The sequence below is a fragment of the Streptomyces sp. NPDC026062 genome, assembly GCF_055568375.1.
Window position 1 is genome coordinate 58,269 of sequence record NZ_JBVHOQ010000012.1, and the last position, 15,130, is coordinate 73,398.

At 70.8% G+C, this 15,130-nt stretch carries 12 protein-coding genes; 3 read left to right on the plus strand and 9 right to left on the minus strand.

Features of this window, described 5'->3' with window-relative positions; translation table 11 throughout:
- Positions 1-45 precede the first annotated feature (45 nt).
- Positions 46-1,815, minus strand: coding sequence for a cation:proton antiporter (locus ACZ4LX_RS13585; protein ID WP_467638214.1), 1,770 nt, complete (start codon positions 1,813-1,815; stop codon positions 46-48).
- A gap of 351 nt (positions 1,816-2,166) precedes the next feature.
- Between ACZ4LX_RS13585 and ACZ4LX_RS13590 the strand changes: the two genes are divergently transcribed.
- Entirely contained in the window at positions 2,167-2,439 is a 273-nt protein-coding gene (locus ACZ4LX_RS13590; protein ID WP_467638212.1) for a hypothetical protein, read from the plus strand.
- A gap of 130 nt (positions 2,440-2,569) precedes the next feature.
- Here the strand turns inward: ACZ4LX_RS13590 and ACZ4LX_RS13595 are convergent, their stop codons facing one another.
- Together ACZ4LX_RS13595 and ACZ4LX_RS13600 are read right to left on the minus strand one after the other, a co-directional pair.
- Positions 2,570-4,774 (minus strand): SUKH-4 family immunity protein, encoded by a 2,205-nt coding sequence (locus ACZ4LX_RS13595; protein WP_467638209.1) that lies wholly within the window; start codon positions 4,772-4,774, stop codon positions 2,570-2,572.
- A gap of 165 nt (positions 4,775-4,939) precedes the next feature.
- A complete protein-coding gene (locus ACZ4LX_RS13600) occupies positions 4,940-5,629 on the minus strand; it encodes a hypothetical protein (protein ID WP_467638206.1) in 690 nt (229 codons plus the stop codon).
- Between the two features lie 51 nt (positions 5,630-5,680).
- Here ACZ4LX_RS13600 and ACZ4LX_RS13605 point away from each other — a divergent pair, with 51 nt between their 5' ends.
- Positions 5,681-5,908, plus strand: coding sequence for a DUF6011 domain-containing protein (locus ACZ4LX_RS13605; RefSeq protein WP_467638203.1), 228 nt, complete (start codon positions 5,681-5,683; stop codon positions 5,906-5,908).
- 4 nt (positions 5,909-5,912) lie between these two features.
- Here the strand turns inward: ACZ4LX_RS13605 and ACZ4LX_RS13610 are convergent, their stop codons facing one another.
- Both ACZ4LX_RS13610 and ACZ4LX_RS13615 read right to left on the minus strand, forming a co-directional pair.
- A complete protein-coding gene (locus tag ACZ4LX_RS13610) occupies positions 5,913-6,794 on the minus strand; it encodes an acyl-CoA thioesterase (RefSeq protein WP_467638200.1) in 882 nt (293 codons plus the stop codon).
- Between the two features lie 46 nt (positions 6,795-6,840).
- Positions 6,841-9,354 carry a DEAD/DEAH box helicase gene (locus tag ACZ4LX_RS13615; protein ID WP_467638197.1) on the minus strand — a complete coding sequence of 838 codons (2,514 nt, stop codon included), beginning with the start codon at positions 9,352-9,354 and terminating at the stop codon, positions 6,841-6,843.
- A gap of 169 nt (positions 9,355-9,523) precedes the next feature.
- On the opposite strand from ACZ4LX_RS13615, the gene ACZ4LX_RS13620 reads away from it, so the two are divergent.
- A complete protein-coding gene (locus ACZ4LX_RS13620; RefSeq protein ID WP_467638644.1) occupies positions 9,524-10,315 on the plus strand; it encodes a metal-dependent hydrolase in 792 nt (263 codons plus the stop codon).
- Between the two features lie 43 nt (positions 10,316-10,358).
- Here ACZ4LX_RS13620 and ACZ4LX_RS13625 read toward each other — a convergent pair whose 3' ends face one another.
- The 4 genes from ACZ4LX_RS13625 to ACZ4LX_RS13640 are packed head-to-tail and all read right to left on the minus strand — an operon-like array spanning position 10,359 to position 15,121.
- Positions 10,359-12,086, minus strand: coding sequence for a CocE/NonD family hydrolase (locus ACZ4LX_RS13625; protein WP_467638194.1), 1,728 nt, complete (start codon positions 12,084-12,086; stop codon positions 10,359-10,361).
- Positions 12,087-12,099: 13 nt separating this feature from the next.
- Entirely contained in the window at positions 12,100-13,041 is a 942-nt protein-coding gene (locus tag ACZ4LX_RS13630) for an MBL fold metallo-hydrolase (RefSeq protein ID WP_467638191.1), read from the minus strand.
- Positions 13,042-13,077: 36 nt separating this feature from the next.
- Complete coding sequence (locus ACZ4LX_RS13635; RefSeq protein ID WP_467638188.1) at positions 13,078-14,001, minus strand: alpha/beta hydrolase; 924 nt, start codon at positions 13,999-14,001, stop codon at positions 13,078-13,080.
- A gap of 4 nt (positions 14,002-14,005) precedes the next feature.
- Positions 14,006-15,121 (minus strand): FAD-dependent monooxygenase, encoded by a 1,116-nt coding sequence (locus tag ACZ4LX_RS13640; RefSeq protein WP_467638185.1) that lies wholly within the window; start codon positions 15,119-15,121, stop codon positions 14,006-14,008.
- Positions 15,122-15,130: the final 9 nt, after the last annotated feature.

The window sequence follows — 15,130 nt, forward strand, 5'->3', positions numbered from 1 at the left end:
CCAGCAGCTGCGGGCGGGCCGTGCCGGAATCCCGCGTACCGGTCCTCACACCGCGTCAGCGCCTTCGGGCGGGGCCAGCAGGACCAGGGTGTCACCCGCCTCCGGGACCGGCTTGCGCACGTCCGTGACCGGGTCGAGCCGCCCGTCCGGGCGCACCACGAACAGCAGCTCTTCACCGGCCCGGACCGGGGCGGTGAAGGCCCGCGTGACCACCCGCGCCCCGGCCCGGTACCGGCGGGCCAGCTCGCGTCCGCCGAGTCCGGCGCCGAAGAGCGATTCACCACCCGTGTACGGAGCCACCACCCCGTGTCCGGTGGAGGGCGGTCCGAGACGGTGGACGGGGCCCTCGACGCTCTCCCGGAGAGTCATGGAGGCGAGCGCGTTGAAGTCGTCCTCGCCGGTGAGCAGCAGCACTCCGGTGATCCCTTCGAGCTCCGCACCCGCACCGGTGGCCGAGGCGAGCAGTTCGCCGGGCGCCAGCTTCAGTCCTGCCTCCTCGATCCGCGCACGTTCACGGCCGGCGCCGGCCCACATCAGAACGTCCAGCCCCGCCGAACGCAGCGCGCATGCCAGGTCGACCGCCCAGGGCGCCCCGCCGACCAGCAGTGGCCTGGACCGGGCCGGGCGCAGCACGCCCAGCCGCCTGGCCGCCGGGAACGCCGTCAGGCCGTAGAGCGTGACGGTGGCGACGATCACCACGAAGGTCGCCGGGAGGATCCGCTGGGCGCCGGCGATGTGGTGGTCGACGAGCTCGGCCGAGAAGGTGGAGGCCGTCGCCGCCGCGACGATCCCGCGCGGTGCCATCCAGCCGATGAACCACCGTTCCCCGCCCGGCACATCGGTACGCAGGGTGGCGAGGTGGGCCACCAGAGGTCTGGTCACCAGGACGAGCAGGGCGACCAGCGCGAGCGACGGCAGCACCACGTGCCGCAGTGACTCCGGTGTGACCGTGGCCGAGATGGAGATGAAGAGCAGCCCGATGATCAGTGAGACGAGGGTGTCGAAGAAGGGCCGCCGCGCGGGGAGATCCAGGCCGGGCAGGTAGGCCATGGCCATCCCCATCACGACGGCCGAGATCAGACCCGTGTCGTCCCGCAGCGCGTCGCAGGCGGCTGCCACACCGATCACGGCGGCGAACTGCACCGAGGTGGCCAGCTCCTCGCTCAGCCGTACCTGGCGGAGCAGCACCCACAGCACACCGGCTCCGACCGCGCCGCCCGCCAGGCCCACCGCCGTACTGGCGGAGAACCCGGCCAGCTGACCGCCGAACCCCGGCCGGTCGCCCGCGAGGACCCCGTGGAAGACGAGTGCGCCCAGGATGCCGCCGACCGGGTCGATCAGCGAACCCTCCCAGATGAGCACGCGCTGCAGCCGCTCGGTGGGCCGTACGAAGTTCAGCAGCGGCCCCACGACGGTCGGCCCGGACACCACCAGGATCGCCGCCAGCATCACCGCCGCCCGCATCGACATGTCCAGGACCGGCACCGCGAACAGTGACGCGGACACCACGGTCAGCAGTGTCCCCAGCCAGAGCAGCCGGATCACGACGCGACGGGTGTGACCCTTGAGCCTCCTGAGGTCCAGGCCCAGACCCGCGTCATAAAGGATCACCGCCACCGCCAGGGACACCAGTGGCGAGAAGGAGTCGCCCAGCAGCCGCTCCGGATCGACGTTGTCGGTGAGCGCCCCGGCGGTGAAGCCGACCGGCAGCAGGACGAGCAGCGCCGGGACGCGCAGCCGGCTCGCCAGCAACTGGGATCCGACCGCGAGCACCACGATCAGTCCCAGACCCACAAGCACCTGATCGGCCGTCATGACCGTGCCTCCTTCGCCGATGTCCCTCCGGCAGCGGGGGCAGCGGTCGCGACCCCCGGAACGCCGGGCGCGACCACCTTCTGCGGCCGTGCGCGGCGGCGCCGGTCAGGCGCGCACCCACCACGGACAGCGGGCCGCGCTGTCAGTCCAATGGCCTAATGAAGTCACTGTGCGCGGCGTGCCGAGGCGGCGTCCGGGTCTGCGGGCCGCCGCGTGATGAAGCACCGCCGGCGCCTGCTCACATCCGGGACGACCGCGCTGATCCCGGCCATGGATTCCCTGGGTACGGTACGGAGCCGGAGGCACACGCCGCCGGCGTCACGCGCGCAACCAGTTCCGAGGAGCGAGAAGTTGACCACCGCACCCCGCACCGCCGACGAAGCGCTCGCGATCGCGCGGGCCACGTTCCAGCCCTTGTGTGCGGACGGCACCCCGGCCACGCTCAACGTCCAGGAGTTCGACCTGGGGTTCCTGGTACACGCGACATTCCCGCCGACCGAGCCGCCCAGCTACGGCGGCAGCCATCTGGTCGTCTCGAAGGCCGACGGGTCCACGATGAACGTGCCGAACTTTCCGCCGGACTCGGCGATCGCCCAGTACCGGCGCCAGGTGGGGCGGGCGTAGCCGCCGCGCTCCGCGACCCGGCCGCGTGGCGGGCCGGCGCTCGCGGACGCGCACCGCGTCGCTGCGTCCACCGGCTCAACCGCTCAGCGGCGGCCACCCCTTCCGGTCCGCCCCGGCCGTTGTCCGTCCGTCACAGGACTTCCCGCAGGCTCTCGGTCCACCTGCCGGACCCGGTCTGCGGACTCAGGGCATCCAACTGGTCCTCCAACGCATCGCGCAGGGACAGGAGTTCACGCTGCGTGTACGCCATCGGGAAATGTCCGCGCAGGACGGCCCAGGCGGTGACGAGGCGTACGAAGACGTCCAGGTTCTCGGCCATCGGATGGAGCGTGTCGGCGGACAGACCGCTCCCGCTCCGGCCGGCGTGCCGGGGCAGCAGGTGGACCCTGCCGGTGGAGGCGTGCAGGGTGATCAAGTCACCGTTCCAGTCACCCAGCACGTACAACGGCAGATCACTCACCCGGGGCAGGGGCGTCTCCGGAGCGATGTCCAGAGTGAGTTCGGCCGCCGACAGTCTCGGCAGCCCGGTCACGGTCAACGTACGACGGGCATACGGATCGCGGAGGTCCGCCGGTATCAGTGACGCTGGCAGGCGGATGAGGGCGCCGCTGCCGAACACCGCCTCCGGTGAAGCCGCGAAGTCCGACCGGCCGGGCGCGACATGGCAGGGCACACGGTCGATCCCCGCCGCCCGGAGAGGCGAGGGCATGGCCTGCCCGTAGAACGCGTCGTGGTGGTCCTCGTCATCGAAGTCGTCGTCCTCCTCCCAGTCCTTCCAGTCGTCCCCGTCGTCCCCGCCGTCCTCGTCGTCCCGGTCGTCCTCGTCCTCATCCTCGTCGACGGTCCTCGGTCCCGCGAACCCATCGGGGAACTGCTCGGGCTCGGTCGCTGTCACGGCGAAGACCCCGCCCGCCGACGCCACCACCACGAGTTCACCCACCCGCAACAGGTCGCGCACCAGCCGGGGCTTCGGCGGGAACGGGTCGAACGCGGCCCAGGACCGGATCCGCCCGCCGGGCCACAACGGCTCACCCTGGCCGAACGCGGGAACGGCTCCCGTCCACGGTCCGGCAAGCACGTCCCCCGTAGCCGCGTCGAACACCCAGAAACGGGGATCGGACGGTGTGTCGTCCCGGGCGACGACCGCCGCCCTCCCCTGCGGATCCCATCCCTCGGGCGCGCGGGCGAGGCCGGCGACCGGCCCCGGGAACACGCTCCGCGGGTCGACGACACCCGGCGGACGCCAGCGTGCCCAGCGCACCGACCACGTCCGCTCGGGTACCGCCTCCGCCACCGCCGACGCCGTCTCCTCCTCACCCTGGGCATACGCCGCGAGGGCCAGCCAGGACGCCCACTCACATCGGTCGTACGTGTCCAGCCCCGCCGACTTCAGGTGCCGGGCCCAGCCCGGCAGCGACCCCGACGGCCGACGGGCGGGGTCACGCTGTACACGGGCCGGATAGGCGCCCATCAGCTCCTCGGCCTCGATCAGGCTGTGCGGTGACAGCCGGGCCAGCAGCCCGGGGTCCTGTTTCATCTCCTGGAAGTACGCGCCGTAGCGACCGGACCTGGCGGCGTGCACGGCGAGTTCGTTCTGCGCATAGCGTCCGACCTCGGTCGCGTCATCGACGTGGCCGCGCAGCCAGCGCGCGATCTCGCCGTGCACCCGGCGGGCGGCACCTCGGTCGACCGCGGCAGCCAGTTCCTGGGCGCGGGACCAGTCCTCCAGCCGGTACGTGTCCCGGACGGCGGTGATGTCCGGTGCGTCCAGGGGAAGTTCGAGATCGCCACCGTTCAGCGCACGCGACAGCCGCCGCCACACCTCCAGCGGAACCAGGCCCCGACGGCCGAGAGCCAGCGCCTGGAGGGCCCACTCACGCGATGTCGAAGCCGAGCGGGAGAGCGACGGGCTTCGGGGCGGCAACTGCACTTCCACGCGACGTCGCAGGGCGGACCACTCGTCGTGCCAGTCGACGGCCACGACGACCAGGGCGCCCGGGCCGCCCGCTGTCAGACTGCTCAGGGCATCCAGCGCCGCACCGGGACAGCCGGAACTGCCCGCGAGCCGCTGCGCCCCGGAGACCAGGACCACGGCAGGGGCGGCGTCCTCCCGCCGCCCGCTCAGCGCGTCCCGTACCCGGCCGGCCACCTCGTCCGCCTGCCGCCCGGCCGCGTCGACCCACACCGCGTCCGGCACGAGCTCCCGGATCCGCTCCAGAACGGCGGTGCGCCCCGAGCCCGGCGAGCCCATCAACTCGACCACGCCCCGCGCCCCGTCCCGGCACCACTCCGTGATCCGTGCGACAGCGATGTCCGCCGTTGCTCTCCCGTGCATGACCGGTCGCTCCCTTGTGTCGTGCCGTGCCGTTTGCTGTGCAGCGCGGCGCGCCGCACCGCTGGACCGCCTTGTGACGGGGGTCCGTTCAGTGGTCCGAGGTGACGGGGCCGGAGGCGCGGCCGTCCGAGATGTCGGGGTCCGCAGGTCCGGCCTGTCGGGGCGCTACTTCTTCTTGTCGTCCCAGGGGGTGCCGAGCCAGCTGTCGAAGGAGCGGACCACCGCCGAGAGCGCGGCCGCGAGCCGCGGGTCGGCCCAGGGCGCGTGGACGACGACCTTGTTGTCGGACACGTACTCCAGCGGTGCCTCCTGACCGGCCCGCCACACGATGCGACGTGGTCCGCGCGGCACGTCCCCGCTGCCGTTGAAGAGACTTCCCACCGCGATGAGCACCCACAGCGGGAACAGCGGCCACCACACGTACCACCAGAAGATCCGGCCCTTGAACCCGACAGCCTGCGGGCAGCCGGTCTGGGTGACGGTCCAGCGTGTGCGCAGCCCCTTCCCGGACAGCGCCTTCTCCCGGACGAACGTGCCGATCAGCTCGCCCTGTCCGCCCCACACCTGATACTCCGCCACGCCGCCGCCCGCGGAGCGGGTGACGACAGTGGCGAGCCGGGTGCGGCGCTCCGGTTCGGCCCACAGCACGAAGGAACGGGCGCCGTCCTTCCGCGCCGTCAGATACGCGGGTATGCCGCCGGGCGGCAACTCGCGCTCCAGGTAGGCGAACACGTGGAACGGGCCCTGCGACGCGTCGACGACGACGTGCTCGAAGCCCTCGGCCACGCCGGGCAGAGCCTCGGGCCGCGCCTTGCTCGGCTTTGGCAGGGCCGTCACTTGAAAGGTGCTCGGCACGGGAGGCTCCTCGGTTGCGAGTACTGGGAGCTCGAATCCTAGGATGGGCACGTGGAGTCACCCGATCCCGCCCCCGGCGCCCGGCAACTGCCCGGCGCCGAAGCCGAGGCCACCGGCCGCCGCACCGTGCGCTGCCGCCTGTGCGGACGTCCGCTCACCGGTACGGCCTCGCGCCGCACCGGTCTCGGCCCCGCCTGCGACGCCAAGCTGCACCCGGCGCCACCGGACATCCGCACCCGCCGTCACGAGGTCGAGCAGGACCCCCTGCCGGGCATCTGAGCCGTCAGGACGGTTCTGCGCCCAGCCGCCGGAACAGCCCCTCCTGTACCACCGACACCAGCAGATTGCCCTCGCGGTCGTAGATCCTGCCGCGCGCCAGACCCCGCCCGCCGGTCGCCACCGGGGACTCCTGGTCGTACAGGAACCACTCGTCGGCCCTGAACGGACGGTGGAACCACATCGCGTGGTCCAGCGACGCCATGTCGAAGCCGCGAGGTCCCCACAGCGGCTCCACCGGGATGCGCACCGCGTCCAGCAGCGTCATGTCGCTCGCGTACGTCAGCGCGCAGGTGTGCACCAGCGGATCGTCACCGAGCGGGCCGACCGCGCGCATCCACACCGCACTGCGCGGGTCCGCGTCCTTGATCTCCTCCCGCGTCCAGCGCAGCCGGTCGACGTACCGGATGTCGAACGGCTGACGCCGCGCCATCCGCTCCAGCGCCTCCGGCAGACCGCCCAGATGCTCGCGCACCTCCTCGGCGACCGTCGGCAGCTCCTCCGGATCGGGCACCACCCGGGCCGGCGGCAGCTGATGTTCGAATCCCGCCTCCTCCGGGCGGTGGAAGGACGCCGTCAGGTTGAAGATCGTCCGGCCCTGCTGGACGGCCGTCACCCGGCGCGTGGTGAAGGACCGGCCGTCCCTGATCCGCTCGACCTCGTAGACGATCGGCACCCCGGGACGGCCCGGCCGCAGGAAGTAGGCGTGCAGCGAATGCACCGGACGGTCGCCGTCCGTGGTGCGGCCCGCCGCCACCAGCGCCTGACCCGCCACCTGGCCGCCGAAGACCCGCTGGAGCGACTCGTCGGGGCTGCGGCCGCGGAAGATGTTGACCTCGATCCGTTCCAGGTCGAGCAGGTCGACCAGGCGCTCGGCGGGGTTCGTCATGCGGTTCTTCTCCACTCTCGCAGCGGCGCCGTCGGTACGGACGCGCTCACAACTGGCCCACGGACGTGACCCGGACGACCGCCCGGCCCTCCTCGTCGGACGCGGCCAGATCGACCTCGGCACTGATGCCCCAGTCGTGGTCGCCGTTCGGGTCGGCGAACGTCTGCCGGACCCGCCACAGTCCGTGCCCGGCGTCCTCGTCGATCTTCAGCAGCTTCGGGCCGCGGGCGTCGGGACCGGTGCCCAGCTCCTCGTACTCGTCCCAGTACGCGTCCATCGCCTCGCCCCACGCGTCCTCGTCCCAGCCCGCGTCGCCGTCCAGCTCCCCGAGGTCCCGGACGCGGTCCAGGGCGGCCAGCTCGACCCGGCGGAACATCGCGTTGCGCACCAGCACCCGGAAGGCGCGGGCGTTGGCCGTGACCGGCTTGACCTCGTCGGCCCGCTCCTGTGCCTGCTCGGCCGTCTCCACCTCGGGATTGGCGAGCTGCTCCCACTCGTCGAGGAGGCTGGAGTCGACCTGCCGGACCATCTCGCCCAGCCAGGCGATGAGGTCCTCCAGGTCCTCGGACTTGATGTCGTCCGGGATGGTGTGCTCCAGCGCCTTGTACGCGCTCGCGAGGTAGCGCAGCACGATGCCCTCGGTGCGCGCCAGCTCGTAGTTCGAGGTGAACTCGGTGAACGTCATGGCGCGTTCGTACATGTCGCGGATCACCGACTTCGGCGACACCGGGTGGTCGCCCACCCAGGGGTGGCTCTGGCGGTAGACGTCGTAGGCGTGCCACAGCAGCTCGCTCAGCGGCTTCGGGTACGTGACCTCCTGGAGGAGCTCCATCCGCTCCTCGTACTCGATGCCGTCGGCCTTCATCTGCCCGACCGCCTCGCCGCGCGCCTTGTTCTGCTGCGCGGCCAGGATCTGACGCGGATCGTCGAGCGTCGACTCCACCACCGAGACCATGTCCAGCGCGTACGAAGGCGATTCGGCGTCCAGCAGCTCGAACGCGGCCAGCGCGAACGTGGAGAGTGGCTGGTTCAGCGCGAAGTCCTGCTGCAGATCGACGGTGAGCCGCACGATGCGGCCCTCCGCGTCCGGCTTCTCCAGCCGCTCCACGACACCGCCGTCCAGCAGCGAGCGGTAGATCGCGATCGCCCGGCGGATGTGCCGCAGCTGCGCCCTGCGCGGTTCGTGGTTGTCCTCCAGCAGGTGCCGCATCGCTTCGAAGGCGTTGCCCGGACGCGCGATGACGGACAGCAGCATGGTGTGCGTGACCCGGAACCGAGAGGTCAGCGGCTCGGGGTCGGACTGGATCAGCTTGTCGAAGGTGGTCTCCGACCAGGCGACGAAGCCCTCGGGGGCCTTCTTGCGGACGACCTTGCGCTTCTTCTTCGGGTCGTCGCCGGCCTTCTTGACCGCCTTCTCGTTCTCGACGACGTGCTCCGGGGCCTGGGCGACGACGAAGCCCGCCGTGTCGAAGCCCGCGCGCCCGGCCCGGCCCGCGATCTGGTGGAACTCACGCGCCCGCAGCGTCCGTACCCGGGTGCCGTCGTACTTGGTGAGGGCGGTGAACAGCACCGTACGGATCGGGACGTTGACCCCGACGCCGAGTGTGTCCGTACCGCAGATGACCTTCAGGAGCCCGGCCTGCGCGAGCTTCTCGACCAGGCGGCGGTACTTCGGGAGCATCCCGGCGTGGTGCACGCCGATGCCGTGGCGTACGTAACGCGAGAGGTTCTGGCCGAACTTGGTGGTGAAGCGGAAGTTGCCGATGAGATCGGCGATCTTCTCCTTCTCCTCCTTGGTGCACATGTTGATGCTCATCAGCGACTGCGCCCGCTCGACCGCGGCGGCCTGGGTGAAGTGCACGATGTAGACGGGCGACTGCCGGGTGTCCAGGAGCTCGGTGATCGTCTCGGTGATCGGTGTCAGCCGGTACTCGTAACTGAGCGGGACCGGACGGGTCGCCGAGCGCACCACGGAGGTGGGGCGGCCGGTGCGCCGGGTGAGGTCCTCCTCGAACATCCGGACGTCGCCGAGCGTGGCCGACATCAGGATGAACTGGGCCTGCGGCAGCTCCAGGATCGGGATCTGCCACGCCCAGCCGCGGTCCTGCTCGGCGTAGAAGTGGAACTCGTCCATGACGACCTGGCCGATGTCCGCGTACTTTCCGTCACGCAGCGCGATGGACGCGAGCACCTCGGCGGTGCAGCAGATCACGGGGGCGTCGGCGTTGACCGAGGCGTCGCCGGTGAGCATGCCGACGTTCTCCGTGCCGAACAGTTTGCACAGGTCGAAGAACTTCTCCGAGACGAGGGCCTTGATCGGGGCGGTGTAGAAGGTGACCTTGTCCTGGGCCAGGGCGGTGAAGTGCGCACCGGCCGCGACCAGGCTCTTTCCGGACCCGGTGGGGGTGGAAAGGATCACGTTGGCCCCGGAGACCACCTCGATCAGCGCCTCCTCCTGAGCGGGATAGAGGGTGATCCCCTGCGTCTCGGTCCATGACGAAAAGGCCTCGAAGAGGGCGTCGGGGTCGTCGGTCGGGGGCAGCTGATCGATAAGGGTCACACCCCCATCTTGCCTGTCTTCCACCCCGATGAGGGAACCGGACGACGGCGCGAAGATCACGGACGATACGCTGCCCTCTCAACTCGGCCGCACCGCACCGGTGGTGGCCGGAACCCGCGCACAGGAGACACCTGTCGCACTCACGACACCTACGGGGGCGGAAACAGCCATGATGGGACCGGCACACTCTCTGTCAGGGGCAGCGGCCTGGCTGGGGGCGGGCGCGGCCGCGGCCGCCGCGGGCCACGCCATGCCGTGGCCCGTCCTGGTCGTCGGCGCGCTGATCACCGCGGGCGCGGCGCTCGCCCCGGACCTCGACCACAAGTCGGCGACCATCTCGCGCGCCTTCGGACCGGTGTCCCGAGGCCTCTGCGAGATCGTCGACAAGCTCTCGCACGCCGTGTACAAGGCCACGAAGATGCGGGGCGACTCGAACCGCAACGGTGGCCACCGGACACTGACCCACACCTGGCTGTGGGCCGTGCTGATCGGCGCGGGCGCCTCCGCCGCGGCGATCACCGGCGGCCGGTGGGCGGTGCTGGCGATCCTCTTCGTGCACCTGGTGCTCGCGGTCGAGGGTCTGCTGTGGCGGGCCGCCCGGGTGTCCAGCGACGTTCTGGTGTGGCTGCTCGGCGCGACCAGTGCGTGGATTCTCGCCGGTGTCCTGGACAAGCCGGGCAACGGCTCGGGCTGGCTCTTCGACGCCCCCGGCCAGGAATATCTCTGGCTCGGTCTGCCCATCGTGCTCGGGGCGCTCGTCCATGACATCGGCGACGCGCTGACCGTCTCGGGCTGCCCGATCCTGTGGCCGATCCCGGTCGGCCGCAAGCGCTGGTACCCGATCGGCCCGCCGAAGGCCATGCGGTTCAAGGCCGGCAGCTGGGTGGAGCTGAAGGTGCTGATGCCGGTGTTCATGGTGCTCGGGGGAGTGGGCGGCGCTGCCGCCATGAACTTGATCTGACACATTGCGGCCCTGAACCCGGCAGGGTTCAGGGCCGCGGTCTCTACAGGCCGGAGGCCTTCGTGAACGGCAGCACGAGCCGGGACGGGTGCGCCGCGTCACGGTAGATCTTGTGTGTCACGGGCCGGCCCACCGGAAGATGGAAGGCGTCCGGAGGCAGCAGGGCGTTGTGCTCGTCGGCCTGCGGTTCGTCGTTGGACAGCTCCACGACCAGCTTGTGCCCGGGCAGGAACGTCGCCGCGAACGGGTAGACCCGCAGGACGTACTCCTCGGTCCTCCCCGGCTCGACCGGCACCGCCCGGGTGTGCGGGTGGTAGGGGTCGCCCTCCGTGGTGCGTTCCTCGTCGAGCTCGCGGTGCGAGGCCTTGAGGTAGGCGGTCGTGATGAGCTGACGCCTGCCGCCCGGGGCCTCGTCCCACATGCGCAGGATGAAGTTGGTGTCCGGCTGGTCGATCTGCGCGAAGAGGTGTGCCGCGCCCTGGCCGATCATCTCGGTGGGCTCGGTGAACGGGGCGGTGCTCCAGCTGAGGATCTCCACCTTGTCGGTCACCGTCAGCGGCGCCTGGTAGAAGCCGTCGGGCGCGGCGTGCTCGGCGCCCATGAGTTCCGGCTCGAAGGAGAGCCTGCCGCGCGGACGCAGGTAGAGCGACTTGTACGCCACGTCCTTCGGCGGCCACTGCGAGCCGGTGACGGTCTCGCGCGAGCCCTCCACATGGACGGTGACGGCCGGCTCGTCCATGATCCCGTTGTCGATGCCCTTGAGCCAGTACTCGTACCAGCGGAACATCTTGTCGTGCTCCTCGATGAAGGGGCGCGACTGCATCGGCGGGTAGGGGCCGATGTCGAGCTTCTTCGGACCCTTCAGCGCGTGGTAGGTCTCGATGGTGCCGTCCATCGTCCAGCCGCGGCCCTGGTCGATCTGGAGCCAGACCGGGATGTCGATGCGGGGCGCGAGCGCGATGGGGTTGCGCTCCTCGTACCAGTCGCTGTCGACCTCGTTCATGACGATGTCGAACCAGGCCTCGTGGTTCTTCGGGTAGTTCAGCACGTGGAAGAGGTTCGGCCAGGCGGCCACGTCCGGGTCCTGGAGCCGTCTGGTGACGCGCTCCTTGATCTCCTCGGGCGAGAACGTCTCCAGCATGCGGGACTTGACGCCGTCGGTGAAGGCCCAGCCGGAGTCGCCGCCGCGGCCCTCGCGTGCGGCGCGCGGCATGAGCCACATGACGCCGCCGTGGTAGGTGGTCTCGTAGAAGTCGTAGTGACCGCCGCTGACGAAGATCGCCTTGAGACTCGGCGGCCGCTCCGCCGCGGCCAGCACCTGCATCGAGCCGAAGTAGGAGATGCCGATCATCCCGACGTTCCCGTCGCACCACGGCTGCGCCGCGACCCACTCGATGAAGTCGTGGGCGTCCTGGCCGAGCGGGACGCCACCGGCGTTGTAGTTGCCGATGTGCTCGCCCTCGGAGGCTCCGGAGCCGCGCAGATCACCGATGACGTGGACGTAGTCCTCCTGGACGACGCGCGCGATGTCACCGGCCTCGATGCAGCCGTCCCACATCGGGCTGGGACGCCGCTGCGGCGGAGTGGTGAGCGCGAGCGCCTGGAGCTCCTTGCCGTACGGGCTGAGCGCCACGAGCGCCGGGCGCGGCTTGTCGTCGACGCCGCTGTAGGTGTCGGCGGCGAGCACGACACCGTCGCGCATCGGCACTCGGAGATCCTTGCGGACGGCGATCCTCTGCTCGCCCGCCCGGATCGTCTGGAAGTCGGTCATGAGTGCTCCTGTGCTACGAGTTCTGGTGGTGCTGCGTCCGGTAGCCGTGCATCGAGGTGAAGAACGGCGACGGTTCGAGCGCGGGGTCGCCGGTGTAGCCGAGTTCCTCGGCGGCGGGGGCGAACGGGGAGTACGGCGACTTCGTCTCCCGCAGACCGTCCCGGAGGCAGCCGCAGGCGGCGGCGCCGACCCGGCTCTCGGCTTCGAGGCTCTGGGTGAGGGCCTCCTGGGCCTGGGCGGAGTCGAGTTCGACGCCGTACGGGGTGCCGTCGGCGCGGCGGTAGGGGTGCCCGAGGTACAGGTGCCTGGGCCGGAGTTCGTCCCGTACGTACTCCAGGCCGGCGCGGTAGGCCGCCGGGTCCGTGTATCCGGGGAAGCCGTTGGCGGCCCCGTGGACCTGGACCGCGTCGCCGACGAACACCGAGCGCTGACCGTCGAGGGTGTAGGCGACCGATCCGGGTGTGTGGCCCGGGATCGCGTGCACCGAGACCGTGACATCGCCGCCGAGGGAGAGTGTCTCCCCGCCGTTGACGAGCAGGGAGGGCTCCATCTCGCCGGAGATGACGGCCTGTGCGGCCGCCGCGATCCTCGCTTCGCCCTCGGGGTCGTCCAGATACCGGCCCCGGCCCGCGAGGTATTCGTCGACGTGCGCCTGCCGCGAGCGGAGCATGGGCGCGTCTGCCTCGTGGATGACGACCTGGGCGCGTCGGCCGGTGAGCTCCCACAGGGCGTGCGCCCCGCCGATGTGGTCGATGTGACCGTGGGTCAGCAGGATCCACCGCACGTCCTCGATGCGCCGGCCGATCGCCTCAAGGGCGGGGGCCATCCCCTCGGCGGGGGAGGAGGCGATCCCGGTGTCGACGACGGCGGGCTCCGGTGCGTCGATGAAGAAGCTGTAGAGGCCGAACCGGCCCCACGGCGAGAACAGGGGATGGACGTTGACTGAGTGCGACATGGTCTTCTTTCCGGACTCGTACGTGGGGCGGCCGGGTCAGCGCCGGCCGAGGAAGGCGCGCGTCTCGCCGAACACCCGGTGGTACTCCGGGATCCAGGAGAAGTGCTGGACGAATCCGTGGCCCGCGCCCTCGTACCGGCTCACGGTCGCGTCCACACCTGCCTCCCGGAGCCGCCGGCCGTAGAGCTCGCCCTCGTCGCGCAGCGGGTCGTGCTCCGCGGTGACGACGAGGGCCGGTGGCAGCCCGCTGAGGTCCGTCCGCCTGAGCGGCGACACGAGCGGGTCCGCCGGATCGGCACCACTGCCGAGGTAGAAGGCGTTGAAGGGCTTCAGCCCGGCCGTCTCCATGCCGTAGCCCACGGCGTTCTCGCGCAGCGAGGCGTAGCGGTCGACGTCGAAGTCCAGATCGAGCGAGGGGTAGTAGAGGATCTGGTGGGTGATTCCGTGGAAACCGTCGTCGTGGGCCCTGGCCGCGACCGCGGCGACGAAGTTGCCGCCGGAGCTGTCGCCCGCCACGGCGAGGGCCGTGCCGTTCCAGCCGAGGCGCTGTCCCTCCTCCGCGGCCCAGCGCACGACCGCGTAGCAGTCGTCGAGACCGGCGGGGAAGGCCGCCTCCGGCGCCAGCCGGTAGCCGACGGATATCACCTTGAACCCGGTCTCCCTCGCCAGCGAGCGCGCGACGTGGTCGTGCGTGTCCAGGCTGCCGAGGAAGAAGGCGCCGCCGTGGAAGTAGACGAGTACGCCGTAGCTGTCGGCTTCGACGGGGGTGTAGATCCGCACCGGCACCCCGCCCGAAGCGGTCTGCGCCGTCACGTCCCGGACCGCGTGGAGCGGCAGGCGCCCGTCGAGCGGCGGGACGTGCGCTTCGTCCCCTGCGCGCATGGCGACGGGGTCGAGCGGGCCCGGGGCGGGGGCCGGCAGGCCGGCGATGAACGCGGCGATCTCGGGATGCAGCGTCATGGCGTCAGTCCTTCGCACCGGCGGACGCGGGCTTCTGCCCGGGGAAGACCTCGTCGATCTCGTCCTCGCTCCAGCCCTGGCGCGAGACCGCCTGCAGCTGGTCGGTCACGGGTTTGCGGGTGGCCTGGAACAGGGCCAGCGCCTCCCTCACACAGTCCGCGTCCCGCAGGGCGTCGGCGAGCGCGCCGGCGTCCTCGACGGCGGAGTTCGCGCCCTGGCCCTGGTGGTGCAGCATCGAGTGCGCGGCGTCACCCATCAGGACGACGGAGTCCGAGTGCCATGTGCTGATCGAGTCGATGTCGTAGACGGCACGGATGTTCACGGTGTCCATGTCGAGGTCGCGCGTGATGTTCACCAGACGCTCGTCGAAACCCTCCACCGTCGCCAGGAGTTCTTCCTTGGTGACCTCGGGCACCCAGGTGCCGTCGGGGCACAGGGCGGTGATGTCGAACGACACCTGGTTGCGGTGGCGCAGCGGCAGCAGGTAGACCTTCGTGCCCCGTCCGATGTACATCCGGAGGTTGTCGTCGACGACCGTCCCGTAGGCGTCGTCGGCGGAGATGACGGCGCGGTAGGCGTGCTCGCCGGAGAAGACCGGCTCCTTGTCGCTGAACAGCTCCCTGCGGACCACCGACTTGATGCCGTCGGCGCCGATGACCAGGTCGGCCTCGACGCTGGCCCCGTTGGCGAACGTGAGGACGGCGCCGTCGCCCCGGTCCTCGACGCGCTCCAGTTTGTGGCCGAGGTGCACCATGCCCTCGGGGAGCACACTCAGGAGGGCGTCGATGAAGTCACCTCGGTGGATGAGGTGGGTGTGGATCTGCTCGCCGGCGGCCGGCCACTCCTCCTTCATGATCGGATCGCCGGTGGGCGTGAGGATTTCGAAGGCTTCGCTCGGTGAGCTCACCTTCGCTATCGCGTCGAAGATTCCCCACTCCCGGAACCGGTTCATCGTGGAGGGGCGCAGGCCGATGCCCGCGCCCGCCTCGCGGATCTGGTTCGCCTGCTCGTAGACGTTGACGTCCGCGCCGAGCAGGCTCAGCGCCTTCGCCGCCGACGCACCGCCGTACCCTGCCCCGACGATGGCGATCCTGAGGTTCTTGAGGTCTGAGAGCTGCATGGTGGTTCT

Excerpts from the sequence above, each read along its gene's own strand:
- ACZ4LX_RS13585 (WP_467638214.1), bottom strand. The coding sequence starts at position 1,815 with ATGACGGCCGATCAGGTGCTTGTGGGTCTGGGACTGATCGTGGTGCTC.
- ACZ4LX_RS13595 (WP_467638209.1), bottom strand. The coding sequence starts at position 4,774 with ATGCACGGGAGAGCAACGGCGGACATCGCTGTCGCACGGATCACGGAG.
- ACZ4LX_RS13610 (WP_467638200.1), bottom strand. The coding sequence starts at position 6,794 with ATGACGAACCCCGCCGAGCGCCTGGTCGACCTGCTCGACCTGGAACGG.
- ACZ4LX_RS13620 (WP_467638644.1), top strand. The coding sequence starts at position 9,524 with ATGATGGGACCGGCACACTCTCTGTCAGGGGCAGCGGCCTGGCTGGGG.
- ACZ4LX_RS13625 (WP_467638194.1), bottom strand. The coding sequence starts at position 12,086 with ATGACCGACTTCCAGACGATCCGGGCGGGCGAGCAGAGGATCGCCGTC.
- ACZ4LX_RS13630 (WP_467638191.1), bottom strand. The coding sequence starts at position 13,041 with ATGTCGCACTCAGTCAACGTCCATCCCCTGTTCTCGCCGTGGGGCCGG.
- ACZ4LX_RS13635 (WP_467638188.1), bottom strand. The coding sequence starts at position 14,001 with ATGACGCTGCATCCCGAGATCGCCGCGTTCATCGCCGGCCTGCCGGCC.
- ACZ4LX_RS13640 (WP_467638185.1), bottom strand. The coding sequence starts at position 15,121 with ATGCAGCTCTCAGACCTCAAGAACCTCAGGATCGCCATCGTCGGGGCA.